This is a genomic window from Propioniciclava sp. LT432, from assembly GCF_059515965.1.
In genome coordinates, this window is the sequence record NZ_JCAKNE010000001.1 from 63,721 (window position 1) to 90,480 (window position 26,760).

The 26,760-nt window shown below is 69.4% G+C and carries 21 protein-coding genes; 17 read left to right on the plus strand and 4 right to left on the minus strand.

The features are described 5' to 3' along the window. The first annotated feature begins 13 nt into the window (after window positions 1-13). From AC5YDV_RS00310 to AC5YDV_RS00325, 4 genes are all read left to right on the plus strand, one after another. Window positions 14-2,869, plus strand: coding sequence for a vitamin B12-dependent ribonucleotide reductase (locus tag AC5YDV_RS00310; RefSeq protein ID WP_496192312.1), 2,856 nt, complete (start codon window positions 14-16; stop codon window positions 2,867-2,869). A gap of 433 nt (window positions 2,870-3,302) precedes the next feature. Further along, complete coding sequence (locus tag AC5YDV_RS00315; RefSeq protein WP_496181606.1) at window positions 3,303-4,562, plus strand: NucA/NucB deoxyribonuclease domain-containing protein; 1,260 nt, start codon at window positions 3,303-3,305, stop codon at window positions 4,560-4,562. A 574-nt stretch (window positions 4,563-5,136) separates the two neighbouring features. Next, complete coding sequence (locus tag AC5YDV_RS00320) at window positions 5,137-5,370, plus strand: GNAT family N-acetyltransferase (protein WP_496181607.1); 234 nt, start codon at window positions 5,137-5,139, stop codon at window positions 5,368-5,370. A 5-nt stretch (window positions 5,371-5,375) separates the two neighbouring features. Then, the gene (locus AC5YDV_RS00325; RefSeq protein WP_496181608.1) at window positions 5,376-5,498 is read left to right on the plus strand and encodes a GNAT family N-acetyltransferase; all 123 of its coding nucleotides are present in this window, start codon (window positions 5,376-5,378) and stop codon (window positions 5,496-5,498) included. A 13-nt stretch (window positions 5,499-5,511) separates the two neighbouring features. On the opposite strand, the gene AC5YDV_RS00330 is transcribed toward AC5YDV_RS00325, so the two are convergent. Together AC5YDV_RS00330 and AC5YDV_RS00335 are read right to left on the minus strand one after the other, a co-directional pair. After that, entirely contained in the window at window positions 5,512-6,090 is a 579-nt protein-coding gene (locus AC5YDV_RS00330) for a TetR/AcrR family transcriptional regulator (protein ID WP_496181609.1), read from the minus strand. A 101-nt stretch (window positions 6,091-6,191) separates the two neighbouring features. Further along, window positions 6,192-7,028, minus strand: coding sequence for an inositol monophosphatase family protein (locus AC5YDV_RS00335; RefSeq protein WP_496181610.1), 837 nt, complete (start codon window positions 7,026-7,028; stop codon window positions 6,192-6,194). Between the two features lie 131 nt (window positions 7,029-7,159). On the opposite strand from AC5YDV_RS00335, the gene AC5YDV_RS00340 reads away from it, so the two are divergent. The 3 genes from AC5YDV_RS00340 to AC5YDV_RS00350 all read left to right on the plus strand — a co-directional run bounded on the left by AC5YDV_RS00340 (window position 7,160) and on the right by AC5YDV_RS00350 (window position 9,821). Further along, window positions 7,160-7,993, plus strand: coding sequence for an ABC transporter substrate-binding protein (locus tag AC5YDV_RS00340; protein WP_496181611.1), 834 nt, complete (start codon window positions 7,160-7,162; stop codon window positions 7,991-7,993). Window positions 7,994-8,088: 95 nt separating this feature from the next. Next, window positions 8,089-8,913, plus strand: a complete 825-nt coding sequence (locus AC5YDV_RS00345; protein ID WP_496181612.1) for an amino acid ABC transporter permease — start codon at window positions 8,089-8,091, stop codon at window positions 8,911-8,913. Between the two features lie 5 nt (window positions 8,914-8,918). Beyond that, window positions 8,919-9,821, plus strand: coding sequence for an amino acid ABC transporter ATP-binding protein (locus AC5YDV_RS00350; RefSeq protein ID WP_496181748.1), 903 nt, complete (start codon window positions 8,919-8,921; stop codon window positions 9,819-9,821). A gap of 30 nt (window positions 9,822-9,851) precedes the next feature. On the opposite strand, the gene AC5YDV_RS00355 is transcribed toward AC5YDV_RS00350, so the two are convergent. Beyond that, complete coding sequence (locus AC5YDV_RS00355) at window positions 9,852-10,349, minus strand: DedA family protein (RefSeq protein ID WP_496181613.1); 498 nt, start codon at window positions 10,347-10,349, stop codon at window positions 9,852-9,854. A 43-nt stretch (window positions 10,350-10,392) separates the two neighbouring features. Continuing rightward, the gene (locus AC5YDV_RS00360; RefSeq protein ID WP_496192313.1) at window positions 10,393-11,640 is read right to left on the minus strand and encodes an acyltransferase family protein; all 1,248 of its coding nucleotides are present in this window, start codon (window positions 11,638-11,640) and stop codon (window positions 10,393-10,395) included. A gap of 58 nt (window positions 11,641-11,698) precedes the next feature. Between AC5YDV_RS00360 and AC5YDV_RS00365 the strand changes: the two genes are divergently transcribed. From AC5YDV_RS00365 to AC5YDV_RS00410, 10 genes are all read left to right on the plus strand, one after another. Then, on the plus strand, window positions 11,699-12,628 hold the full coding sequence (locus AC5YDV_RS00365; protein WP_496181615.1) for an AEC family transporter: 930 nt from the start codon (window positions 11,699-11,701) through the stop codon (window positions 12,626-12,628). Window positions 12,629-12,644: 16 nt separating this feature from the next. Continuing rightward, window positions 12,645-13,565 carry a T3SS (YopN, CesT) and YbjN peptide-binding chaperone 1 gene (locus AC5YDV_RS00370; protein ID WP_496181616.1) on the plus strand — a complete coding sequence of 307 codons (921 nt, stop codon included), beginning with the start codon at window positions 12,645-12,647 and terminating at the stop codon, window positions 13,563-13,565. A gap of 112 nt (window positions 13,566-13,677) precedes the next feature. Beyond that, complete coding sequence (locus AC5YDV_RS00375) at window positions 13,678-16,053, plus strand: phosphoketolase family protein (RefSeq protein WP_496181617.1); 2,376 nt, start codon at window positions 13,678-13,680, stop codon at window positions 16,051-16,053. Window positions 16,054-16,063: 10 nt separating this feature from the next. Continuing rightward, on the plus strand, window positions 16,064-16,468 hold the full coding sequence (locus AC5YDV_RS00380; RefSeq protein ID WP_496181618.1) for a pyridoxamine 5'-phosphate oxidase family protein: 405 nt from the start codon (window positions 16,064-16,066) through the stop codon (window positions 16,466-16,468). 56 nt (window positions 16,469-16,524) lie between these two features. Beyond that, on the plus strand, window positions 16,525-18,618 hold the full coding sequence (locus AC5YDV_RS00385; protein WP_496181619.1) for a prolyl oligopeptidase family serine peptidase: 2,094 nt from the start codon (window positions 16,525-16,527) through the stop codon (window positions 18,616-18,618). 89 nt (window positions 18,619-18,707) lie between these two features. After that, window positions 18,708-19,601 (plus strand): hypothetical protein, encoded by an 894-nt coding sequence (locus AC5YDV_RS00390; protein WP_496181620.1) that lies wholly within the window; start codon window positions 18,708-18,710, stop codon window positions 19,599-19,601. 43 nt (window positions 19,602-19,644) lie between these two features. Then, complete coding sequence (gene hrpA / locus AC5YDV_RS00395) at window positions 19,645-23,505, plus strand: ATP-dependent RNA helicase HrpA (protein WP_496181621.1); 3,861 nt, start codon at window positions 19,645-19,647, stop codon at window positions 23,503-23,505. A 13-nt stretch (window positions 23,506-23,518) separates the two neighbouring features. Beyond that, on the plus strand, window positions 23,519-24,943 hold the full coding sequence (locus tag AC5YDV_RS00400; protein ID WP_496181622.1) for a DUF2079 domain-containing protein: 1,425 nt from the start codon (window positions 23,519-23,521) through the stop codon (window positions 24,941-24,943). A gap of 52 nt (window positions 24,944-24,995) precedes the next feature. After that, window positions 24,996-25,910, plus strand: a complete 915-nt coding sequence (locus tag AC5YDV_RS00405; protein WP_496181623.1) for a PAC2 family protein — start codon at window positions 24,996-24,998, stop codon at window positions 25,908-25,910. Continuing rightward, entirely contained in the window at window positions 25,891-26,760 is an 870-nt protein-coding gene (locus AC5YDV_RS00410) for an acyl-CoA thioesterase (protein ID WP_496181624.1), read from the plus strand. Before AC5YDV_RS00405 ends, AC5YDV_RS00410 begins: the two co-directional genes overlap by 20 nt.

Genomic DNA, 26,760 nt, shown 5'->3' on the forward strand with positions numbered 1-26,760 from the left:
CAGGAGGAGAGAAGTGACCGAGACCAAGCAGGCACCCCGCCGGCCGGCGGCCAAGCCCAAGGGGCTGACCATCGACCGCGTGTACACCACCGAAGGCGTCCACCCCTACGACGAGGTCACCTGGGAGCGTCGCGACGTCATCCAGACCAACTGGAGGACGGGCGAGAACGTCTTCGAGCAGCGTGACGTCGAGTTCCCCGACTTCTGGAGCCTGAACGCGTCCACGATCGTCACCACCAAGTACTTTCGCGGCGCGCTCGGCACCGCCCAGCGCGAGAACAGCCTCCGGCAGCTGATCGACCGCGTCGTCGGCAAGTACACCGAGGCCGGCCGCGAGAACGACTACTTCGCCACGGACGCCGACGCCGAGGTCTTCGAGCACGAGCTGACCTGGATGCTCCTCCACCAGGTCTTCAGCTTCAACTCCCCGGTGTGGTTCAACGTCGGCACCAAGAGCCCGCAGCAGGTCAGCGCCTGCTTCATCCTGAGCGTGGATGACTCGATGGAGTCGATCCTGAACTGGTACAAGGAGGAGGGCTTCATCTTCAAGGGCGGCTCCGGCGCCGGCCTGAACCTCTCCCGGATCCGGTCGAGCAAGGAGCTGCTGTCCTCCGGCGGCACCGCGTCCGGCCCGGTCTCGTTCATGCGCGGTGCGGACGCCTCGGCGGGCACCATCAAATCCGGCGGCGCGACGCGTCGTGCGGCCAAGATGGTCGTCCTCGACGTCGACCACCCCGACATCGAGGAGTTCATCGAGACGAAGGCGCGCGAGGAGGACAAGATCCGCGCCCTGCGCGACGCAGGCTTCGACATGGACCTGGGCGGCAAGGACATCGTGTCCGTGCAGTACCAGAACGCCAACAACTCCGTCCGGGTGAACGACGAGTTCATGAAGGCAGTCGAGGACGGCGCCCCGTTCGGCCTGCGCGCCCGCATGACCGGCGAGGTGATCGAGAAGGTCGACGCGCGCGAGCTGTTCAACAAGATGGCCAAGGCCGCGTGGGAGTGCGCCGACCCGGGCATCCAGTACGACGACACCATCAACGCCTGGCACACCAACCCCGAGACCGGCCGCATCACGGCGTCCAACCCCTGCTCGGAGTACATGAGCCTCGACAACAGCTCCTGCAACCTGGCGTCGCTCAACCTGCTGAAGTTCCTCAACGACGACGACACGTTCGACGTCGCGAAGTTCGTCAAGGCGTCCGAGCTGATCATCACCGCGATGGACATCTCGATCACGTTCGCCGACTTCCCGACCGAGGCGATCACGCAGACCACCAAGGACTACCGCCAGCTGGGCATCGGCTACGCCAACCTGGGCGCGCTGCTGATGGCCATGGGCCGCGGCTACGACTCCGAAGGCGGCCGCTCCTTGGCCGCCGCCATCACGTCCCTGATGACGGCCACCGCCTACCGTCGCTCCGCCGAGCTCGCCGCCGTCGTCGGTCCGTACAACGGCTACGCCCGCAACGCGAGCGCCCACCAGAAGGTCATGCGCAAGCACCAGGCCGCCAACGACGACCTCAAGGTCGTCGAGCCGAGCGACAGCCCGGTCCACCAGGCCGCCACCGAGCAGTGGGCGCAGGTCGTCGAGCTGGGTGCGAAGAACGGCTTCCGCAACGCGCAGGCGTCGCTCCTCGCCCCGACCGGCACCATCGGCTTCATGATGGACTGCGACACCACCGGCATCGAGCCCGACTTCTCCCTGGTGAAGTTCAAGAAGCTCGTCGGAGGCGGGTCGATGCAGATCGTCAACCAGACGATCCCGCGTGCGCTCAAGCGCCTCGGTTACCGCGACGAGGTCGCCGAGGCGATCGTCGCCTACATCGCCGAGCACGGCCACGTCGTCGGGGCGCCCGGCCTGAAGTCCGGGCACTACGAGGTCTTTGACACCGCCATGGGCGAGCGCTCCATCAAGCCGATGGGCCACGTCCGCATGATGGCCGCCGTCCAGCCGTTCCTCTCCGGCGCCATCTCGAAGACGGTCAACCTCCCCGAGTCGGCCACGGTCGAGGACATCGCCGACGTCTACCTGCAGGGTTGGAAGCTGGGCCTGAAGGCGCTCGCGGTCTACCGCGACAACTGCAAGGTCGGCCAGCCGCTGTCCGACGGCAAGAAGAAGGACGAGACGAAGGCCGAGGAGGCCCCGAAGCCCGAGGTGCGCGTCGAGTACCGCCCCCGCCGGCAGCGCCTGCCGAAGACGCGCACCTCGCGCACGACGTCCTTCACGGTCGGTGGCGCGGAGGGTTACCTCACCTCCAGCCAGTACGACGACGGACGCCTCGGCGAGCTGTTCCTGAAGCTGGGCAAGCAGGGCTCGACCCTCGCAGGTGTGATGGACGCCTTCTCGATCGCGATCTCCATCGCGCTGCAGTACGGCGTGCCGCTGGAGACCTACGTCCAGAAGTTCACGAACCTCAAGTTCGAGCCGGCCGGCATGACGGACGACCCGGACCTGCGCATGGCGCAGTCGATCATCGACTACGTCTTCAAGCGCTTGGCGTTGGACTACCTGTCCTTCGACGAGCGCTCCGAGCTCGGCATCTACACCGCCGCCGAACGGGCCCACTACGTCGAGACCGGCTCCTACATCTCGGAGGAGGACGAGGCGCAGATGATCGAGTCCGACTCCCTGCGGAACGACGCGGTCGACGACATGCGCTTCGACGAGTCCGGCCCGAACCAGCCGTCCCTGATCACGGCCGCCCCTGACCTGTCCGGCGCGCACACCACCGCCGAGCTGATGGAGCGGATCTCCGGCCACGCCGTCGATGCGCCGCTGTGCTTCACGTGTGGCACCAAGATGCGTCCGTCGGGCAGCTGCTACGTGTGCGAGGGCTGCGGCTCGACGTCCGGCTGCAGCTGATGAAGCGAGCCAGACTGACGTGATACAACCCGGTGAGAGGGTGCCGTCCAGTACGGCATCCCCTCACCAAGAAGTTTCCGGATCCGTGGGGAGTGTGTCGTAGCGCTGTCCACTCTCGTCTGCGGCGCCAGCTACCTCGGAGGAGGCGGCCACCGCGGCGACCGGCCGGCTGCGATCGACTCACAACTGGTCCTCCTGGGCCGGGTGGATGCTCCGCACCACCCGGCCCAGTGTGAGGCCACGGGCGCCCTTTCATTAATTAACGCCCCACGACAACTCGCTACGATTGCAATGAGCCCCTTGATCGGCACGCAAGTCGCGTGTTACTTTCTTCCCGCCAACCGGCACGCTGCGCAGCAACCCACCCCCCATGGCCTCCCGCAAAACCCTTTCTGGGCGGGGCGCCTTCGGCAGACACGGAGCCACTATGCACATGCGAAGCCTGCTGGGCATTCTTCTGATTGCCCTCATTCTCGGATTCACCCCCCTTTCCGGTGCCTCGGCGACTGAACCCGCCCCCGAGGAGTTCCCGACCGCCTTCGCGGCCGAGCCCGGCGGCGCACTCATCCCTCGCCCGTTCGAGAAGGTCTCAGAATTCCAGTCCGAAATCCCGGGCCTCACCCGCGCCGATTGCGAGAAGCGAGCCGCAGAAGCTCGTCGGCGAGGCGATTCGACGGTGACGGAATGTGTCAGCGTCGAACCCTCCAAGAGGCCAGCATCGCTCGACAACAGCCAACGCGAGATTCTCGCACTGGCGCTTGACGAGTGCTCACAGACGTCAACACCGAACACTGGTTGGTGGGCTGCCAACCGCCGGGAAGCTTGCTCACACCAGCAGTTCGACATTGTGGTCCTCGAGGTTCCCTCCGGGCGCCTCGTGGGCACCGCAAATATGCACGCGGTGCTGGACATGACGGCGCTCTCCGGCACCGCCGGCTGGGCATCTAGCGCGTACATGTGGGTCTGGAACTCGACCGGCATCGGCTTCCCCGAAAGCGCCTCACTACGCCTTTTCGGTTGCAGTGGCTGCACGGGCACCAGCACCTACACTCACCCTAGTTTCGACTCTTGGCGGGGGACCGGCTCCTTCAGCAAGGCAATGGCTCCGGGCGCCATTGAGAGCGGTCTCTCCGGCCGATGGGAGTTCACCCTTTCCTCGTCGAAGTGGTCGAACCGGAGCGTGATTGGAGACCTTTCGTTGGCTTCCTATCGCTGCGACAATGCGATCGGCAATCGCCTCCCAGGGTGCGTATTTTCCAACATATCCGCAATCGTGGGGTTCGCGCAGAGTCTCAACCCCTCGTTCGTTTGGCACATTTACCAGGCGCAGGTTTCTGGGCTCCCAGGCCGAATGTCCTCGGGGACCTACCTCACCCGCATTACGGACACCACGTTGATTGCAAGGAACGGCGCCACTGCCTGCCCCTCGAGCATTACTCGTCCGACCGGGTACCAGTGCGATGAGTATCCGTTCCGAAGCTCCCAGCAAGGTGCTTACACGAGCGGTGGCGGCCTCGCGCGCTCGTTCCCCGGTTGCAGCATGCCGGATCCCCAGCGCACGGGCTCCACGGGTTGGAGCCGCTGCTTCATTCCCTCGTCCCAGAATCTATCGGCTGGGGGAATCCTGGGCGGCTTCTACAGCAACGAACGGATGCTGGCGGGAGATCGCTTCCAAGTTGGGTACTTGCCCTGATGCCTGAGGTCCGCCATTGGGAACAGCTGGCGTTCGCTTCTGCGCGCCAGCTGTTCCTGGCCCCGTTGGGGGTGTCGCCGGTTTGGATCGGCGAAGACGTGAGCCTCGCCGCGGTGACGCACGACGCAACCGCCCTGATCATCGTGACGGGCTGTGCGGAGGGCACTGTACGTGTGCGGATGGAGCTCTGGGACGAAGAGCCCCCGTGGCCGCACAGGTGGCCTGACCAGGTTGAACTGGCCATGTGGCTCGCTGGGCCGCTACGGCTGTCCTCGCCCTACTGGGCCGACTCGTTCGAGGATGTGCTCGGCCCTACACGCGCGGGAAGACACCTGCTGAGAGTCAGTGCGCGCGATAGGGATGAGCACGCCGACCTGAGCGTCGAGCGGTCAGGGGAGGCGTATCTCGTGCAAGCCTGGCCCGAGAAGTCCGGCTCTTCGGGATCTCGGGTGGGGGTGAGCGGGACACGCCGGTGAGGGCGCGGTCGGCGAGGTAGGCGGCCGGGGCCCTGAGGATCAGGAGTTACCACACTGCTGCACCGAGGACCCCGACCTGTGTCGTGGGCAAACAAGGGGTGACCGAAGCCGAGGAACTCGACGGTCGCGACGACCTCCCCGAAACGCTGCTGCTGGCCGGCGTGCTGGACGGCGAAGTGGTCGCGTCCGGGCGGCTGCTCGACCTCGACACGCCTTCGGTTCACATCGGACGGGTCGCCGTGCTGCCGTCGGTCCGGGGAACCGGTCTGGGGCGAGTCCTCATGCGGGGGGGGGCGAGCGGATCGCGGCCGAGCGCACGGACGGCCCGCTGACGTTGGTGCTCGAGGCGCAGGAGTACGCCGAGGGATTCTATGCCTCGCTCGGCTTCGAGCGGACGCCCCGCGAGCGCTTCCAGGACGCGCGCATCTGGAACGTGGAGATGACCAAGCAGGTGCGCTGAGCCACGGCGCCCGTCAATCGCCCGTGAGGTGGGCGAACGCCATCTCGAGGTCTCTGCGGTGTTCCTCGACGGGCAGGCCCGCCAGGCTGGGCAGGCGGCCGATCCGCAGCATGGCCAGCCCGTGCACGGTCGACCACATGATGCGCACCGCGACCTCCTGGGGGACCGCCAGGTTGTCCTCGGCGGCCAACTCGCTGGCCAGGTCGTCGAGTGCGGACAGCGCCCGGGCGCTCGGCTCGTTCCTCGTGGTGCGCCTGCCACGGCTGAACATGAGCCGGAACATCTGGGGGTGGTCCTCGGCGTACTGGAGGTACGCGAGCCCTACTTCGACGACCCGTCGGAGTGCACCGTCGTCGCTCGGGACAGCGCGGATCGCTGCCGTGAGTTCGGTGAAGCCCATGGTGGCGAGTTCACCGAGCAGGGCCGCGCGGTCGGCGAAGTGGCGGTAGGGGGCCGCGACGCTCACGCCGACCTCCGCGGCGGCCCTCGCCACGGACACGCTCTCGAGTCCGTACTCCTCGAGTTGGCGGCGGGCCGAGGTCAGCAGGGCTCGGCGCAGGTCGCCGTGGTGGTACGCACGGGGTTCGGCCATGGACGCGGAGACTTCCTTCCGAGGGGTGCTGCGGTGGTGAGTGCGCGACGGAGCCACTATCGCACAGGACCACGGAGTTCGGGAGGTGCGTTGGGACGGGCTCAGGTCGGGCCGACGACCCGTTCCAGGGCGTCGAGGACGTCCGGCCTGCCGGCAAGGGTGAGCGCCCGCTGCGGTCGGCCGACCCCCGGACCCCGCACGGTGAGGCCCGCCTCCTCGGCGACGACCCAGGCTGCCGCGTGATCCCAAGGGTTGAGTCCTGCCTCGTAGTAGGCGTCCAGCCGCCCAGCGGCCACGGCACACAGGTCGAGGGAGGCGGCCCCATGGCGCCGGATGTCCCGCACGAGGGGGAGGAGCGTGGCCACCGCCCGGCCCTGTCGACCCCGGAGGGCCGCGTCGTAGGCGAACCCCGTCCCCACCAGCGAGGTGGCGAGGTCGGGGGAGGGGGAGGCCATCAGCACCGCCACCGACTCGCCCCGAACCAGGCGTGCCCCACCACCACGTCGGGCGGCGAACAACTCGCCGGACACTGGATTGAAGACGGCCCCCGCCACGGACCAGAAGCCGCCGTCCACGTGGGCGTCCCCGACCACCGCAGCCACGCTGACCGCGTACTCACCGTTGTCGTAGAGGTAGTTGACCGTGCCGTCGATGGGGTCGACGAGCCAGGTGATGCCCGACGTCCCGACCCGCTCACTGCCCTCCTCGCCGACGAGCCCGTCCTCGGGACGTCGCTCGCCCAGCAGGCGCTTGGCCAGGGCCTCGCTGCGCCGGTCCATTTCGGTGACGATGTCGACCGCGCTGGTCTTGGTGCCCGCCACCTCCACGTGCGCGGGGCGTTCGTCGACGATCAGGCGTCCGCAGGCCCGCGCCACGTCCACGGCGACCGCCAGGAGCGAATCGAGCTCGTCGGACGGGGGCAGGGAAGGCGTCACCATGGCACCAACCCTGCCACTGAGATGCATCGATCTGGTTACGTCTGCGTGTCTCCGCATGCGAAGTGGGGGCGAGACGCGTCTTCAGTGCGAAGATTCCACATCACCAATGCACGACCGAGAGAGGAATCCTCGTGACCACGCTACGCTCCGTCGCCCTGGCCGTCGTGGCCGGCGCCACCGCGCTCACCCTGGCTGCCTGCGCCAACAACTCCGCCCAACCGGCTCCCGCCTCCACCGCGGGGGGCAACGCCGGCAGCGAGATCGCGCTCGTCAGCCCGGGCAAACTCACCGTCTGCACGCACCTGGCGTTCAAGCCGTTCCAGTACAAGGACTCGTCCGGAAAGATCGTCGGCTACGACGTCGACCTGATGGACCTCGTCGCCAAGGACCTGGGGGTCACCCAGGAGATCGTCGACATCTCCTTCGACCAGATCACCTCCGGCTCGGTCTTCACCGCCAAGAAGTGCGATGCCGGCGCCGCTGCGATCACGATCAAGCCGGAGCGCGCCAAGGCCGCCACGTTCTCCCAGCCGTACTTCGACTCGACGCTCGCCCTGCTGGTCAAGACGGACTCCGGAATCACCAAGGCCGAGGACCTCAAGGGCAAGGTCGTCGCCGTCCAGACCGACACCACCGGCAAGGACTGGGCTGACGAGAACAAGGACAAGTACGGCTTCGAGCCGCGCGTCTTCGACGACATGCCCACCGGCACCAACTCGGTGCTGGGCGGCGTGACGGCCGGCACCATCAACGACAACGGCGTCCTGTACGACTTCGCCAAGGACAACCCGAGCACGAAGGTCGTGCAGGAGTTCGCCACCGGCGAGCAGTACGGCTTCAACGTCGGCAACGACAACAAGGCGCTGGCCAAGAAGATCGACGAGGTGCTCGACAAGGCCCGTGAATCCGGCGAGTTCAACACCATCTACAAGAAGTGGTTCGGCGTCGACGCCCCCAAGAAGTAGCCTGAGGCTCGCGGCGTCCGGGTGGCCGATTCCGCCGTCCGGACGCCGCGGCGCAGGCCCGCAGCGCTGTCCCGCCCGCCCACGACAGGAGCACGATGACGACCACGACGAGCACGCTCGCGCCCCGCAAGAAGCTGTCGCCGCGCAAGCGCGCCCAGCGCGTCCGTTGGGTCCAGTACGCGGTGTTGGCCGCGCTGCTGCTCGTGATCATCCTCACGGTGGACGGCCGCCAGGTGCAGTCGGTCTTCTTCCGCCCCGACCTGGTCCAGGTGACCCTCACATCCGGTCTGCCGCGCGCCCTGCTGAACACGATCCTCTACACCGGTGGCGCCTTCGTGTTCGGCCTGACGGTCGGCACCCTGCTCGCCCTGATGCGCCTGTCACAGGTGGGCCCCTACCGGTGGATCGCCTCGATCTACATCGAGTTCTTCCGCGGCGTCCCGGCCCTGATCGTCCTGCTGGCCTTCGGCTTGTTGTCGGTCGCCTTCCCGGGCCTCCGCTTCCCACTCGACCCGTTCGGGACGGTCTGGACCGCCCTGGGCATGGTGAGTGCCGCGTACATGGCCGAGACGATCCGCGCCGGCATCCAGGCCGTGCCGAAGGGCCAGGTCGAGGCGGCCCGCAGCTTGGGCATGTCGTCAGGCATGGCGATGCAGCGGATCGTCCTGCCCCAGGCGTTCCGCATCATCACCCCTCCGCTGACCAACGAACTCATCCTGCTGACCAAGGACTCCTCGCTCGTCTACGTGCTGGGGCTCACGGCGTCCGCCTTTGAACTGACGAAGTTCGGCCGCGACATCTCCAACTCCAACGGCAACCTCACACCCCTGGTGATCGCCGGCCTGTGCTACCTGCTCATCACCCTCCCGCTCACCTTCCTGGTGCGGCGCATGGAGGCCCAGTCGAAGAAGGGACGGTGACCGCGATGTCGACCCCCGCGACGGTTCCCGCAGCGATCCCGACCGGCGATCGCCGCGACGAGATCCAGATCTACGACCTGCACAAGAGTTTCGGCGACGTCGAGGTGCTGAAGGGCATCTCCATGACGGTCCACACCGGTGAAGTGGTCTGCATCATCGGCCCGTCGGGATCCGGCAAGTCGACGCTCCTGCGGTGTGTGAACCTGCTCGAGCAGCCGACGGCGGGGCGCATCTTCATCCTGAACGAGGAGATCACCGACCCGGACGCCGACGTCGACGCCATCCGCACGAAGATGGGCATGGTCTTCCAGTCGTTCAACCTGTTCCCGCACCTCACGGTGCTGCAGAACTGCACGATCGGCCCGATCCGGGTGAAGAAGGTCAGCCGAGCGGCTGCGGAGAAGACGGCCCTGGAGTACCTGGACCGGGTCGGGCTCAAGCACCGTGCGGACGCCTACCCGGCCCAGCTGTCCGGCGGCCAGCAGCAGCGCGTGGCGATCGCCCGCGCGCTCTGCATGGACGTGGAGATGGTGCTGTTCGACGAGCCCACCTCCGCGCTCGACCCCGAGTTGGTCGGTGACGTGCTCGAGGTCATGCGCCGCCTGGCCGAGATCGGCATGACGATGATGGTCGTCACCCACGAGATGGCGTTCGCCCGCGAGGTCGCCGACCGGGTGATGTTCATGGACGGCGGTGTGGTGGTCGAGGAGGGCCATCCGGACCAGGTCATCGGCAACCCCCAGCACGAGCGGACCCGTGAATTCCTCGACCGCGTCCTGAACCCCGTCCACGTGAAAACAGGGGCCGAGGACGCCGCCTACGCGGCCCGGCATGCCGGCGACGTGGCGGGGCAGCCCGCGGACGGGGACGAGCCCGAGATCCCGCAGCGCTCGCGGGGCCTCCTGTGAGCCGGGCGTGAAACTGGACGGGCGCGACGGTCAGGCGACCGGGTCCGGGCGTCGGCGCCTCGCCCCGCGGACGCGCCAGACGATGAAGGTCGCCAGCGCGGCGACGGCCACCACGCCGAGGACCACCGCCAGCAGGGGATTGCGCTCCCACACGAGCCCGAGGGCCTCGACGCCCGCCGTCCCGGCGGTGCCGTAGACGAAGGCCCAGATCACGCACCCCAGAGTCACGGCGGGCAGGTAGCGGGACAGCGGCATCCGCGTGGCACCCGCGGCGAGGTTGACGAGGGTCTGGAAGCCGATCGTGAGGAACGACACCGACACGACGGGCGGACCCCACTGGTTGAGTTGCTGGACTGCGCGCTGGTACCCGGGGCTCGCCATCATCTTGGCGGCCCGGGTGCGTTCCGCCCCGCGGCTGATGAGGAGCCCGACCCAGTAGGTGGCGTTGGCCCGCAGGAACACGATCACGAACAGGGCACCCACGATGGCCAGGTAGGGAGCGTCCCAGCTCATCGGGTTGATGTTCACACGTCTTCCTTCCTGCTTCTGGCCCCGACCGCCCTGAAGGCGGTCAGGTCCGGACGGCCGCCTGCGTGGCGTCCGCCGCCCGCGTCATGAGCCGCGTCCCCAGGAGCACCATCAGGACGCCCAGGGTTGAGGCGGGCCGTTCCCAGTGCACCACCGTACCGGCCTGCCAAACCAGGAGCGTCCCGAAGCCCAGCACGGCGATGGACAGGACGGACAGGGTGAGGTCCTGCCGGGGGCCCAGCGGAGGGATGAGGCGCAGCTCCAGCTGCCCCAGCAGGGGGACCACGAACGCGATGACGGCCAGCGAGGCCACGGCCAGCACGGCGGGGGAGAGCAGGACCTGTGCCGTCGCCGGCCACGCCAGCGCGAGGAGGGCGAGCGCGCCACCCGCCACGGCGATGCAGGGGATGTGCCACAGGTACACGCTCACCATGAGCGCGTTGAGGACGCCGAGGACGCGCTCGACCCGCGGCGGCAGCGTGGCCAACACACCTGAACGCTCGAGCAGCCCGAGGACGCCGCACTGGGCCAGCGCCAACGCCGCCATCGCCAGCGTCGGGGGCTGGACATTGGCGATGGGCAGGTCGGCGAACCCCACGGAGGTGGGTGGGTAGCCGAGGACGAGGACGAGGACGGCCACCGACGCGGCCCCCGCCACGATGGACGCCCACGCGACCCAGACCGGCCCGCGGCGCCACCAGCCGCGCTGGTAGGCGATGCCGAACTGGTGCACCAGCGGCCACACCAACGCCATGTTGAGGTTGCGGAGCTGCCAGTGCCCCGTCGAGAAGGACCAGGCGTCCACACCCGCGGCCGCGAGCGCCAGTGCCACCATCGGCCACACGCCCCAGCGGTCGTGCCAGCGGACCGCGTACGGCGCGACGACCATGATGCCCAGGTAGACGGTGATGAACCACAGCAACTGCATCAACAGCCGGCTCAACTCGGACGCGGCGTCCAGCCATCCGGCCCACGCGGCCAGGGACGAGACGACGGCGCTGACGAAGACGAACACGACGAGGGGACCGACCAGGCGGCGCCCCCGGCTCGCCAGGTACGTGGCCAGACTGTCCCCGTCCCGGCGCATCCGATCGATGGTGAGCGTGTTGGCGAAGCCTCCGGCCACGAAGAACAGCGGCATGATCATGAGGACCCAGGTCAGCGGGTAGAGCCACGTCGGGGCAGCCCAGGGCACCAGCGTGAGGCCCGTGTCGGTCAGTTCGATGCGGTAGAGCAAGGTGTGGAACACCACGACCACGATCACGGAACAGGCGCGCGCGACGTCGATCACATGGTTCCGCCGCCCCGACTGCACCGCGCCATGGTACCGACGACTAGGGTGTGCGTCTGTGCAGGGCGCGATCAGTGGCGTTTCCACCATCTGGGTGGTCATCGCGGTGGGGTGGTTCATCGCCCACCGCGGACTGGTCACCCATCAGGGGCGCAAGCTGATGTCGATGCTGGCCTTCACCGTCGGCTCGCCCGCCCTGCTGTTCTCCCTGATGCTGAAGGCGGACCTGGCCCACGTCTTCTCCCGGACGGTGATCGTCTCGATCCTCGCCGTGGCCGTGGCCGGGGGGCTCTACCTGGTGGTCGCCGTGCCCGTCTTCAAGCAGTCCCTCGGCGACGGCGTGATCGGGTTCATGTCGTCCTGCTACACGAACGCGGCGAACTTCGGCCTGCCCGTCGCCCTCGCGCTGTTGCACGACGGCACCTGGGTCGCCCCGATCATGCTCCTGCAGCTCGCGTTCATCATGCCGATCTGCCTCGCGATCCTCGACGTGGCGAGCGGACGCAGCGTAGGGGGCAGGGGCGGTCCCTGGCGCTACCTGCAGCTGCCGTTCCGCAACCCGATCACGATCGGCATCCTCGCCGGGTTGGTGCTCAACCTGATGGGCGTGTCCCTCCCCGATGTCGTGATGCGGCCCATCGACATGATCGGCGGGATCGCGTTGCCGTTGATGCTCCTGGCGTTCGGCGTCTCGATGCGGCTGGATCCCCTTCCCGGGGCCGGCCCGCACCGTGCTCCAATGTGGGTGGCGGTGCTGCTCAAGGTCGTCGTCCACCCACTGGCAGCCTGGCTGATCGGGACCCTCATGGGCCTGCAGGGACTCGACCTCTACGCCGTGACGGTCCTGGGGGCCCTGCCCGCGGCGCAGAACGTCTACGTGACGGCCTCGCGCTACGGCGAGGGGGAACTCCTGGCCCGCGACGCGGTCTTCTGGACGACGATCCTGTCGGTGGGCTCGCTGCTGGTCATCGCGGCACTGCTCGGCTGAGTCTAGGTTGGGAGACGTGAGCGAAGATCCCAGCCTGGCCTCCGATGTCTCCGACTTCGACTTCGACCGTTCCACCCTCGAGTCGTGGCGGCGGTTCAGCGACCGCCTCGCCGAGGTGCTGTCGGTGATGGACGCCGGCGCCACCCTCGCCATCGGCTCGCTGGCCGAGGACGGCGAGACGGCGCCGCACGTCCGGTTCCGGTGTGGTGAGGGCGGTGTCCTCGTCGCCCGGGCGACGACCGAGGGGCTGGGGGAGGACGCCCGGCTGGAGCTCGCGGCATCCGGCTGGACGCCCGTGGCGGACGTACCCGGCACCTACGAGCGGGAGGGGACGCAGGAGGAGTCGGACGCCTTGGCGACAGCGACGTCGGCGGCGTTGCGGGAGGTCCACGGCGTCCAGCACCCGGCACTCCTGGCGCCCGACCACCTGGCGGAGATCCTCACGCCGGCCCCGGTGGAGGGCCAACCCGGCGCGCTGGAGCCGCGGCGCACCGAGCCGATCCTGGCGCGGACCGTCGAGGAGTTGGACGCCGCTGTCCAACGGGAGCTCACCCAGGTCCTCGGCTTCGAGCCCCTGAGGGACAACGCCGGTGACCTGAGCCTGCGCGTCGGTTCGACGATGGTGCTGGTGCGGGTCTCCCTGGACGCGCAGGAGGTGCTCGTCTTCTCACCGCTGGTCCACGACGTCGAGGGGCGGACGCGGGCGATGGAGGTGCTCAGTGACCTCAACACGGATGCGCGCTGGGTGCGCTTCCAGCTGATCCGCGACAGCGTCTACGTGAGCATGTCCGTGCCGGCGGATCCGTTGATCCCAGCGCACCTGCAACGCGCGTTGCGGGTCGTCTCCCTCATCAGCGACAGCATCGACGACATGCTGGCCCAGAGGCTCCGCGGGCGGACGACGTTCGAGGGTGGGGACGAGGCGGGAACCCTGTAGTCACCCCGCAGGTACCTCGCCGTCGAGATACTCGATGTCGTGCGTATTAGTCTCAGTGACAAATTCGGCAACAGGCTGTCTTGGTATCCGAGCCTCGATTAGCGTGAGCCCCATGGCAGAGCTACTCCCCAAGTTGGATGACTCCGAACTGGCCTCGATCGACGCCTGGTGGCGCGCGAACAGCTACCTGACGGTGGGCATGATCTACCTCCAGGCGAACCCGCTGCTGCGCGAGCCGCTGAAGGCCGAGCACATCAAGCCCCGACTGCTGGGCCACTGGGGGACCTCCCCGGGCCTGGCCTTCATCTGGGCGCACACGTCACGCCTGATCAAGCGGACGGGCCAGCAGTGCCTCTACATCACCGGCCCCGGCCACGGTGGCCCCTCGATTGTCGGCGCCTCGTACCTCGAGGGCACCTACACCCCGGCGTTCCCTTACGCCACGCAGGACGCCGAGGGCATGCTCAAGCTCTTCCGCACGTTCTCCGCGCCGGGTGGCATCCCGTCCCACGCGTCCGTGACGACTCCCGGTTCGATCCACGAGGGCGGCGAACTCGGTTACGCGCTGATCCACGCCTTCGGCTCGGTGTTCGACAACCCCGACCTGCTGACCGTCGCCGTCGTGGGTGACGGCGAGGCCGAGACCGGCCCGCTCGAGGGGTCCTGGAAGGGTGTCTCCTTCCTCAACCCGGAGCACGACGGCGCCGTCCTGCCGATCCTGCACCTCAACGGCGGCAAGATCGCCGCCCCGACCGTCCTGTCGCGCAAGCCGCGCGAAGAGGTCCGGAAGCTCTTCGAGGGCCACGGCTACGAGGTCATCGAGGTCGAGGGCCAGGAGACCCCCGACATGCACCACCAGTTCGCCGAGGCGCTGGCCCAGGCCTACGCCAAGATCAAGGCCATCCAGGAGGAGGCCCGCAGCGGCAACTGGGACGGCAAGCGCCCGGTCTGGCCGATGATCATCCTTCGCTCGCCGAAGGGCTGGACCGGTCCCGAGAAGCACAACGGCAAGCAGATGGAGGGCACCTGGCGCTCGCACCAGGTTCCGCTGTCGGACGTCAAGGCGAACGCCGACTCGCTCGCCGAGCTCGAGGAGTGGATGCGGTCCTACAAGATCGACGAGCTCTTCAACGAGGACGGCTCACCGTCCGACCTGGTGCTCGCCGCCAACCCGGACGACGCCGACCTGACCATGTCCGGCACGCCGTACGCCAACGGTGGCCGCCTCATGAAGCCGCTCGTCCTGCCTGACTTCCGGTCGATGGCCGTCGAGGTCAAGGAGCGCGCGGCCGAGAAGCTCGAGTCCACCCGCAAGCTGGGCGAGTTCATGCGTGAGCTGTACCGGAACAACCCGGACAACTTCCGCCTGTTCTGCCCCGATGAGACCAACTCCAACCGCATCGGTGCCGTGTTCGAGGTCTCGGACCGCACCTGGATGGAGGCCGTCACGGCCGACGACGAGAAGCTGAGCCGCAGCGGCCGCGTCATGGAGGTGCTGTCCGAGCACAACACCCACGGGTGGCTCGAGGCCTACAACCTCACCGGCCGCCACGGCCTGTTCGCCACCTACGAGGCGTTCGCCATGGTGTCGGCGTCCCAGACGATCCAGCACGGCAAGTGGCTCCAGGAGGCCGACGAACTGTCCTGGCGCGAGTCCATCCCGAGCCTGAACATCCTCGTGAGCTCCACCGCGTGGCGCAACGACCACAACGGCTTCAGCCACCAAGGCCCCGGCATGCTCCAGCTGCTGCTCAACATGGGTCCCAAGGCCGCCCGCGTGTACCTGCCGCCGGACGCGAACTCCCTGCTGGTGGTGTCCAACCACGTCTTCCAGTCCACCGACAAGGTGAACCTGATCGTGCAGGACAAGCAGCCGCAGCCGCAGTGGCTCTCGTTGGAGGAGGCAGAGGCCCACTTCGACCAGGGTGCGTCCGTCTGGGACTGGGCGGGCAACGAGGACGGCAGCCGTGATCCCGACATCGTCCTGGCCTGCGCCGGCGACATCATGACCATGGAGACCGTGGCCGCCGCCGAGATCCTGAGGAAGAAGTTGCCGGCGCTCGCCACGCGCGTGGTCAACGTGGTCAACCTGATGACCCTGCGCCGTCCGAAGGACCACCCGGAGGGCATGTCGCCCACGATGTTCCGGGAGCTCTTCACCGACACCCAGGACGTCGTCTTCGCGTTCCACGGGTACCCGGGTGGCATCCACCAGCTCGTGCACGGGCGGCCGAACCCCGACCGCTTCCGTGTGCGTGGCTTCATCGAGCAGGGCACAACGACCACGCCGTTCGACATGGTCGTCCGGAACCGGGCCTCCCGCTACCACCTCGTGATGGACGCCATCAACAACGCCAAGCGGCTCCCGCGCGGCGCCGAGGAGCTCAAGAAGTGGTGCGAGTCGCAGCTCGAGCGTCACGAGGCATACATCCGTGAGCACCTGGAGGACATGCCTGAGGTGCGCAACTGGAAGCTCGGGGAACTGTAAGCTCCCCATCGTGACTGACCTTGGCTACATAGTGACGATCGACCCCGACGAGTGTCGCCGGCTTCTCGGCGACGCCGTCGTGGGTCGGGTGTCCTGGGTCTCCCGGACCCGGGGCATCCAGGTCCTGCCGGTGAACTATGCGCTGGTGGAGGACCGGATCGTGTTCCGCGTGGACGAGGGCAGCATCCTCGCTGAGCTGACCCGGTCGGTGGAGGTCGCTTTCCAGGTCGACGACCTGGACCAGCAGACCGCCACCGGCTGGGCCGTGCTCGTCCAGGGCAACTCCGGCCCGTGGGACGGCGAGGTGCCCGCTCTCAAGACGTGGGCACCCGGCTTCCGTGACGTGGCCATCGCCATCGAGCCGACGCACTGGTCGGGTCGGATCGTGTCGGCCGACGACGAGGACGAGGCCTGATCGCGTCCCCCCCGCACTGCCGGGGACGTGGCCGCCGGGGCCCCTAGACTCGGCCCGTGCCCTACCCTGAAACCCGCCGCTCCGACGTCGTCGACATCCTGCACGGGGTCTCGGTCCCCGATCCTTACCGCTGGCTGGAGAACGCCGACGATCCCGAGGTGACCGCGTGGGTCGCCGAGCAGGGGAAGCATGCCGAGGACGCGCTGGCCGGACTCCCCGGGCGACCTTGGTTCCGAGACCTCATGGACCGCATCGTGACGCGGCCCCGCGCCGGAGTCCCCGTCCAACGGGGCGGTCGGTGGTTCGTCAGCCGCAACGACGGCTCCACGGCCCAGGACGTCTGGTACACCGCCTCCACCCTCGACGAGCTCCGAGCTGGGGGAGACGTGGTCCTCGACCCCAACACCTGGAGCCCCGACGGCACCGTGGCGCTCTCGACCTTCTCCGTGGCCCGTGACGGCTCCCTCCTGGCGTACGCCCGGAGCGAGGGCGGTTCGGACTGGCAGCGCTTCCGCGTGCGCGACCTCACCACCGGTGCGGACCTCGACGACGAGGTGGTGGCCAAGTTCTCGTCCCCGGCGTGGTTGCCCGACCACCGCAGCTTCCTCTACACCACCTTCGACCAGGCCACCGACGCACGCGGGACCTCCACCGAGGGCCTGGGGGCCGCGCGGCTGATGATCCACCGGCTGGACGGACCCGACGAGCTCCTCCTCAGCTTCCCCGACGAGCCGCACACCATGGCGTTCGCGCAGGTCAGCCATGACGACGCCTGGCTCGTCGTCTCGATCGTGCGGGGGACCGAGAACGTGAACCGGCTGTGGGCCCACCCGATCACCACCGAGGATGGACGGTCCACCGTCGGCGAGCCCGTCCAGGTGGTCGACACGGCGGACGCCGAGTACGCGTTCATCCGCACCGATGGTGACCAGCTCTACCTCCAGACCGACCTCGACGCCCCCTTGGGCCGGGTGGTCAAGGTGGACCTGGCGTGGGCGTCCCGGGGTGACGTGCAGTTCGCGGAGGTCGTCCCCGAGCTGCGCGCCACCTTGGGCGCCGTGGAGGCCGCCGGCCACGGTCTGCTGCTGGCCCACCTGGACGACGCCCAGCCGGTCGTCACGTACTGCGACCTGGACGGTTCGGGGGAGCGGGTGCTGGACCTGCCGGCGGGGGCCCTCGTGGCGCTGGACTCCTCGCCGCTGAGGGACGAGGCGTTCGTCGGGGTGAGCACCATCGAAACACCCAGTGCGGCCTTCCACGTGCAGCTGCCCTCCGGGGACGAGGATCCGTCCCTCGAGCGCGTCGACCTCGTGGCGTCCGATGCGGGTGGCTTCGCGCCCGCCCACACCGTGACGCGACAGCGTGCCCGGAGCGCGGACGGCACCGAGGTGCCCTACTTCCTCGTCGTCCCCGACGATGGCCGCACGGGTCCGCGTCCGACGCTCGTGTGGGGGTACGGCGGGTTCAAGATCCCGATCCTGGCCGACTACCGGCCCGGCTGGTCGGCGTGGCTGGCGGCCGGGGGAGCCCTGGTGCTGGCCAACCTCCGCGGCGGCGGTGAGTTCGGGACGAGCTGGTACGACGCCGGACGCCTCGACCGCAAGCAGAACGTCTTCGACGACCTGATCGGCGTGGCGGAGCACCTGATCGCGACCGGCACCACCACCTCGGGCCAGTTGGCGCTGTACGGACGGTCCAACGGCGGGCTCCTGGTCGCCGCGGCCATGACCCAGCGCCCCGACCTGTTCGCCACGGTGGTGCCGGGCGTGGGCGTCCTCGACCTGCTGCGCTTCCACAGGTTCACGATCGGGGCGGCGTGGATGAGCGACTACGGCGACCCGGACACCCCCGACGGCTTCGCGGCGGCATACGCGTACTCGCCGTTGCACAACGTCCGCGAGGGGACCCACTACCCACCCACCCTCGTCCTGACCGCCGACCACGACGACCGGGTCGTGCCGCTCCACAGCTTCAAGTTCGCCGCCGCCCTCCAGCACGCCCAGGGTGGGGAGGCCCCCGTGCTCCTCCGGGTGGAGTCCTCGGCGGGCCACGGCGCGGGAAAGTCGCTGCGAATGGTGGCCGCCGAGTGGGCGGACGTCCTGGCCTTTGTCGCCCACCACACTGGCCTGGAGGTCGGTCCCGAAGCGTGACCCCCCCACGGCCCGCGGATCCTCCCGAGAGCCCGCCGGATCGCGCCACATGCCTGCAACGCCGAGCGCGCCCGGAACGTGGAGCAAGCATGAAGCGCTCACTGACCGCCCTGCTGGGCGCCGCGCTGGTCCTGTCCGGCTGTGCGACCTACCAGGGAGAGCCGGCGTCCACGTCCACCCCCTCGCGCGCGGCGCCGGCCGACGCCACCCCCGCCGATTGCGCCCGCCTGCCCGCCGGGCGCGATGAGCCGGAGTCGCTGGAGCGCGGGATCAGCCGGGTCACGCTCTGCAACGACCCGGGCCACGCGGAGCAGTACGGCTTCCTGGGTCCGACGCCGCCCCCCGACGCCCTCGTCCGCGGCACCGACGCGGTGGCGGAGGCCTACAACGCCCTCGAGGTGGCCCACCTGGAGTCCATGGCCTGCACCGCCGACCTCGGGCCGGCGTACCGCCTGGCTGTCGAGTACCCCGATGGCCGCACGGTCCAGGTGTCGGGGGACCTCTTCGGCTGCCGCGTCGTGGGCAACCGCGTGGGGGCGAACGAGGTGCTCGATGCGGTCACGTCCGCCCTGTGGGCGCAACGCGCCACGATGCCGGCCCCCGAGCGGACCCTCGAACCGGACGCCGTGTGCCGCTCGCAGTCCTCCTGGTTGACGCCGGAGCTGCAGGACACCACACGTGGCGTGGTCTGCACCGGCTTCGACGCCGGTGCGAAGGGGCGGGACATCAGCCCCGAGGACTGGCGGGTCGTGCTCGCCGACATCACGGCGAACGCCAGACCCGCAGGCCCGAACGACTTCCCGTCGGAGTGCGCGCAGGTGGAGCCCAGCACCCTGGTGGGGGTCACCCCCGCGAGGGAGGTGCGCACCCTCCAGCGCATCTGCGACTTCTACAGCTGGCAGGCGGGTCAGGGCCCCCGGCCGTTCGACGAGCAGGCCATGGGGTGGACGCCGGGGGAGCAGGCCAGGGCGATCCTCGGCTGAGCCCCTCGGCCCCGCCCAGGCCTCCGAGTAGCATGGGCGGGCCATGCCCACTGCCGAACCGAACCTCGTCTTCGACCCCGCCCTCCCCATCACCGCGGCGGTGGAGGACATCCGCGCGCTCATCGATGCCCACCAGGTCGTCGTGGTCGCCGGCGAGACCGGGTCGGGCAAGACGACCCAGCTGCCGAAGATCGCCCTGCTCACCGGCCGCAAGCGCATCGCCCACACCCAGCCGCGCCGGCTCGCCGCGCGCACGGTCGCCGACCGCATCGCCCACGAGATGGGCGTCGAGCTGGGGGAGACCGTCGGCTACCAGGTTCGATTCACGCGCAAGGCCACCAAGCAGACCCGGGTCAAGCTGATGACCGACGGCATCCTGCTCGCCGAGATCTCCCACGACCGCGACCTGCGCGCCTACGACACGATCATCATCGACGAGGCGCACGAGCGCTCGCTCAACATCGACTTCCTGCTCGGCTACCTCAAGCAACTCCTGCCGCGGCGTCCGGACCTCAAGGTGATCATCACCTCGGCCACCATCGACACCGCCCGCTTCTCCGAGCACTTCGGGGACGCCCCCATCGTCGAGGTGTCGGGCCGCACCTACCCGGTCGAGATGGTCTACGAGCCGCTGGAGAACGAGAACGACCTCGTGGACGGCATCGCCAGGGCGGTCACCCAACTGCACGCCCTCGGCGAGGGCGACATCCTCGTCTTCTGCTCCGGCGAGCGCGACATCCGCGACGCCGCCGACGCCATCAGCGCCCTGAAGCTGCGCAACACCGAGGTGCTGCCCCTGTTCGCGCGACTCTCGGCCGCCGAGCAGGACCGCGTGTTCAAGCCCCACCCCGGCACCCTGCGCGTCGTGCTGGCCACCAACGTGGCCGAGACGTCGCTGACAGTCCCCGGCATCCGCTACGTCGTCGACCCTGGGTTCGCCCGCATCAGCCGCTACTCCGCGCGCACCAAGGTGCAGCGCCTGCCGATCGAGGAGATCAGCCAGGCCAGCGCCAACCAGCGCGCCGGCCGTTGTGGACGCCTCGGGCCCGGCATCGCGATCCGCCTCTACTCCGAGGAGAACTTCCTCGCGCGCCCGGAGTTCACCGAACCGGAGATCCTGCGGACCAACCTCGCCAGCGTCATCCTGCAGATGGCGGACGCCCGCCTGGGCGCCATCGAGGACTTCCCGTTCGTCGAACCGCCGGACCGCTCGCAGGTGCGCGACGGCGTCCGGCTGCTGCGCGAGCTGGGGGCGCTCCAGGAGGAGGACAAGGACCACCCGGGCCAGCGCCTCACCCGCACCGGCCGGATGCTCGCCCGCCTCCCCATCGACCCGCGCATGGGCCGCATGCTCGTCGAGGCCGGACGCCGCGGCGTCGCCTGGGACGTCCTGCCGATCGTCGCGGCCCTGGCGATCCCGGACGTCCGCGAGCGCCCGAGCGAGAAGCAGGCCGAGGCGGACGCGCTCCACCGCCGGTTCTGGAGCGAGGACGGGGCCGCGAACGCAGCCGAGGGCCAGGCCCACGGCGACCGCGACCCGTCCGACGTCGCCGCCATCTGGCGCCTGTGGGACCACCTGCGCCAGCAGCGCAACGAGCTCTCCGGCAACGCCTTCCGTCGGATGTGCCGCGACGAGTACCTGAACTTCCTGCGCATCCGGGAGTGGCAGGACCTCGTGTCCCAGTTGCGCGAGGTCGTGGGCGAACTCGACCTCGACGCCAACGCGTCCGACCGGGACGCCGACAACCGCCGGCGCCGCGCCAAGGAACCACGCACGGCGTCCGGGCACACGCCGAACTGGGAGGCCGTGCACACCGCGGTCCTGTCCGGCCTGCTGTCCCACGTCGGCCTGAAGGACGAAAAGAGCGTGGCCAAGGGAGCCGCCAAGACGCGCGGCCGGCGTCCGATGGCGGAGTACCTCGGGGCCCGCGGTGCGCGGTTCGCCATCCAGCCGGGCAGCGCGTCCGCCAAGGCGGAGCCGCCGCTGGTGATGGCGGTCGAGCTCGTCGAGACCAGCAGGCTGTGGGCGCGCACGGTCGCGCCGATCACCGCGGAGCAGGTCGAGCAGGTGGGGGAGCACCTCATCACGCGCCAGTACTCCGAGCCACGCTGGTCGGTCTCGGGCGGCCAGTGCGTGGCGGACGAGCGGGTCAGCCTGCTCGGCGTCCCGATCGTCGCGGGTCGCACCGTCAGCTACGGCAGGATCGACCCCGTCGTCGCCCGCCAGGTGTTCATCCAGTCGGCGCTCGTCGAGGGCCAGTGGCGCACCCGCCACCACTTCTTCGCGCGCAACGAGAAGGTCCGCGCCGAGGCCGAGGAGCTCGAGGAGCGCACCCGCCGACGCGACATCGTCGTCGACGACGCCGCCATCTTCGCCTTCTACGACGAGCGCATCCCGGCGGACATCACCTCCGTCGCCCACTTCGACCGGTGGTGGCGCGACAAGCGACGCCAGCAGGACGACCACCTCGACCTGGCCCTTGACGACCTCGTCGACGACACCGATGCGGTGGACGCCGACGCGTTCCCCGACACCTGGACCGTCGGCCCGACCGACCTGCCCGTCAGCTACGTGTTCGCGCCCGGCGCCCACCGCGACGGCGTGTCCGTCGACGTCGACGTCAGCGTCCTCAACCAGGTCGACGCCGCGCCCTTCACATGGCAGGTGCCGGGACTGCGGGACGAACTGGCGACCGAGCTGATCCGCTCCCTGCCCAAGGCGGTCCGGACGCGCTTCGTCCCGGCCCCCGACTGGGGGCGCCGGGCGCTGACGTGGCTCGAGGACCACCCGTCCGGGCCGGCTGGGTCCGAAGGTGACGGGGAGGCTTTCCCCCACGCGCTCGCGCGGGCGCTGACCGCGCTCACCGGGGACCCGCTCGACCCGACGCTGTTCAACCCCGGGACCCTGCCCGACCACCTGACCGTCCGCTACGTGATCACCGACGGCCGGCGTGAACTCGGCGCCGGCAAGGACTTCGAGAGCCTCCGCAAGCAGTTCGCCCCCCGCCTCAACAAGCGGCTCAACGCGGCGGCGTCCGATGTGGTGCACCCGGGCGCGACGACGTGGGAGTTCGGCTCCATCCCGGCCACGCGCGTCGTGGATCGCGACCCGACCCCGCTGGTGGGCTACCCGGCCCTCGTCGACCAAGGCACGAACGTGGGCGTCCGCATCGCCAACACCGCCGAGAAGGCGTCCCGCTGGCAGATGCGCGGCCTGCGCCGCCTCGTGATGCTCGGCTCGCCGGATCCGACGCGCAGCGTGTTCATCCACATGGCGAACGCCGAGAAGATCGCGCTGGCGGCCGGGCCGTACGCGAACCTCAACGCCCTCCTGGCCGACACCCGCCTCAAGGCGACGGGCGACCTCATCGCCGCCCACCGGATCGACCCCGACACCATCCGTGACGAGGCGGCCTTCCGCCGGGTGGTCGACGCCGTCCGCCCGGACGCCGCGGACCGCATGCAGGCCATCACCCGCCTGGCGGCCCGGATCCTGACCCGTCACGCCGAGGTCCGTGCTGAGCTCGCCCGGCGGCCCGACTCCGACACCAAGGCCGACATCTCGGCCCAGCTCGAGAACCTCGTCTTCGACGGGTTCATCGCGGCGACGCCCGAGCCGCACTTCACGCGGCTGGACAAGTACGTGCACGCCATCGATGTCCGGTTGAGGGGATGGACGGCCAATCCGACTCGTGAGGCCCAGAACCTCGAGGTGATCACCGACCTGGAGGACACCTACGCGGACGCGATCTCCCGCTACGAGGTGGGGGAGTTGCCCGCGGCGGCCGTCGAGGTGGGCTGGCTGCTCGAGGAACTGCGCGTCAGCCTGTTCGCCCAGTCCCTCGGGACCGCCCAACCCGTCTCCGCCAAGCGCGTCCGGGGCGCGCTGGCCGCCCTGGCCTGACAGGATCGACGCCATGCCGCCGTCGACAGCCAGCGTTCTGGACGCCGAGCGTCGCCGCCCATCCCTGGCCGCCCTCGGCACCGCGCCGTGGGTCGTCGGCGGGTTGGCGACGGTGGCGTACCTGGTGCTCTCGACGCTGCAGTGGCTGCGGTACGAGTCACCCTCGTGGGACCTCGCCATCTTCACCCAGGTCCTCCAGCGGTACGCGGCGCTCGAGGCACCGATCGTCCACATCAAGGGCGCGGACTACAACATCCTGGGCGACCACTTCCACCCGCTCCTCGTGGTGCTGGCACCGGTGTACGCGGTCTTCCCATCCGCCCACACCCTGCTGGTGGTGCAGTCGGTCCTGCTGGGCGTCTCGGCCTTCTTCGTGGCGGCGTCCGCCCACCACCTGCTCGGACGCCCCGCCGCCTGGCTCGTCGGGCTGGCGTATGCCTTCAGCTGGGGCGTCCAGGAGGCGGCGGCGGTCCAGTTCCACGAGGTCGCGCTCGGGGCGCCCATCCTGGCCCTGGGGCTGTGGTTCCTTGTTCGTGAGCGCTGGGTGGCGGCCACGATCTGGTTCGGCCTGCTCGTGTTCGTGAAGGAGGACCTCGGCGCGACCGTCCTCGTCCTCGGCCTGCTCGTGGCGTGGCGGTCCGGACGCCGGCTGCTCGGCGGGGGCCTCGCCCTGTGGGGCGTGCTCTGGTTCTTCCTCGCCCTGCGGGTGATCCTTCCGGCGATGAACCCCAGGGGACAGTACGACTACGCCGGACACCTCGACCTGGGGGTTGTCCTCGCCGACCCGCTCGGAGCCCTGGCGGGAATCCTCACCAACGAGCAGAAGGTGCTGACCCTGGCCATGCTGCTGGCCTGCACCGGCCTGCTCGCCCTGCGGTCCACCCTCGCATTCGCCCTGCTGCCGACGCTCGGCTGGCGGTTCCTGTCGACGGTGAGCGGGCACTGGGGGCCCACGTGGCACTACAGCCTGGTCCTCATGCCGATCGCGTACGTGGCGGCCACCGAGGGGGCTGTACTCCTGGGGGAATCGCGGCGCGAGTTCCTCCGCGGCTGGGGGAGGAGCGGTCCGGCGATCCTGCTGACGTTCACCCTGGCGATCCTGCCCCAGTTGCCCCTGTGGGAGCTGACCAAGCAGGCGACCTGGCAGGTCGACGGTCCGCGCCAGCGTGCCGCCGTCGCGCTCCTGGAGCGGGTTCCGCGGGGGGCGGTGGTGTCGGCCGACATCTCGCTGATGAACCAGCTGGTGGATCGCGCCGACGTGTACTTCATCGCCAACCAGGGCAACCCCCTCCCGGACCACCTGGTCATCGACAACCTCGCGGGCGGGTGGAGCACGCGCGTCGACGGCGTCCGCCACGGGGCGGCGCTCTACCCCGGCACCCAGTGGCGCCTGTCCTTCGACGAGGAGTCCTACCAACTCGTCGAGCGTGTCGGCTGACCCCTTGGCCGGTCCGTCTCCCCGGCTGGGGCGGGCCGGTAGGGTGGCAACCATGTTGGATCCGGGCGCGCTGTACACGGTGGAGCAGGACGTCTGGGACAGCCTCGCCGGCACCCGGCCCGTGCTCATCCACCTCTTGGAGGGCTATGTCGACGCGGGACAGGTGGCGCGACAGCTCAGCGATCACCTGCTGTCGGACTTCGACCACGAACTCCTGGTCACCTTCGACCACGACCAGCTGCACGACTACCGCTCGCGGCGTCCGCAGATGGTGTTCGACACCAACACCTGGGCCGCGATGACCGACTACCGCCTCGTGATCCACAAGGTGACGGACACCTCCGGGCGGCCCTTCCTGCTCCTGAGCGGTCCGGAACCCGACACCCAGTGGAACCGCACCTGCGCGGCGATCCTCGGCATCGCCGACGCCCTCCACGTGTCGCTCCTGGTCACCGCGCAGGGCGTGCCGATGGGGGTTCCCCACACCCGGCCGATCCTGGTCACGGCTCACGCGAGCGATCCCACGCTGGTCGCCGACAACCCCGTCTGGATCGACAGGGTCACCGTTCCCGGCAGCTTCGCGTCCATGCTGGAGTACCGCTCCGGTCAGGCAGGACGCCTCGCCCGCGGCTTCGTGGCGCACGTGCCGCACTACCTCGCACCTGGCTCGTTCGTGCCCGGCGCGCTCACGGTCCTGGAGCGCATCCGTTCCGTGACCGGGCTCGACCTGCCGCCGGGAGACCTGGCGACCCTGGCGCTGCAAACGCTGTCGCAGCTCGAGGCCGAGATGGCCTCCGACGGTGAGCTCGGGCCGCTCGTCCAGGCCCTGGAGCAGCAGTACGACGAGCTGCAGGCCTCGGGGCGACCCAACGTTCCGTCGGCCGACGAGATCGGAGCGGCCGTGGAGCGGTTCCTGGCCGAGCAGAACGGCGACGACCCGGAGGCACATGGTGCAACACATCAGTGAGGTCCTGGCCCTGCTCGAGCTCGAGCGGAACGGCGACCTCTTCGTCGGCGAACACCCGGACACGGAACTGCAGCGCACGTTCGGCGGGCAGGTGATGGCGCAGGCGCTCGCCGCGATGTACCAGACGGTGCCGGACGACCGGTTGTGCCACTCGTTGAAGAGCTACTTCCTGCGTCCGGGGTCCACGTCCAGCGGCATCGTCTACGAGGTGGAGCGGATCCGTGACGGCGGGTCGTTCACCACCCGCCGCGTGAAGGCATCCCAGAACGGCCGGGAGATCTTCATGATGTCGGCCTCCTTCAAGACCCCGGAGCAGGGTTTCGAGCACGCCGCGGTGCCGTTCAAACCCCCGGCACCGCCCGAGGAGTGCCCCCGCCTCGCCGACGTCCTGGCCGAGCGATCACCGCGCACCCGGGAGGTCTGGGCACGCGAGTGGGCCGCCCTCGACACACGGTTCGTCGGCTTCAGCAACCGTGAGCTCACCCAGGGGCCCCGTCTCCAGATCTGGTTGCGGACCGGCGGGGAGATGCCCGACGATCCACGCCTGCACCAGATGGTCCTCGCCTACGCGTCCGACCTCACGCTGCTGTCGGTCTCCACCCTGGCGCACCCGGACGGGTTCGGGTCCCCACGCCTGCAGATGTCGACCATCGACCACTCGATGTGGTTCCACCGGCACATCCGCGCCGACCAGTGGGTCCTGTACGACCAGTCGTCGCCGAACGCCACGAACGCCCTGGGCCTGTCCTTCGGCAAGTTGTTCGAGGCCGACGGCCGGCTCGGTGCGCACGCGGCCCAGGAGGGCCTCATCCGGGTGGCCGACGACCGCGAACGCCGGGGACTGGTGTAG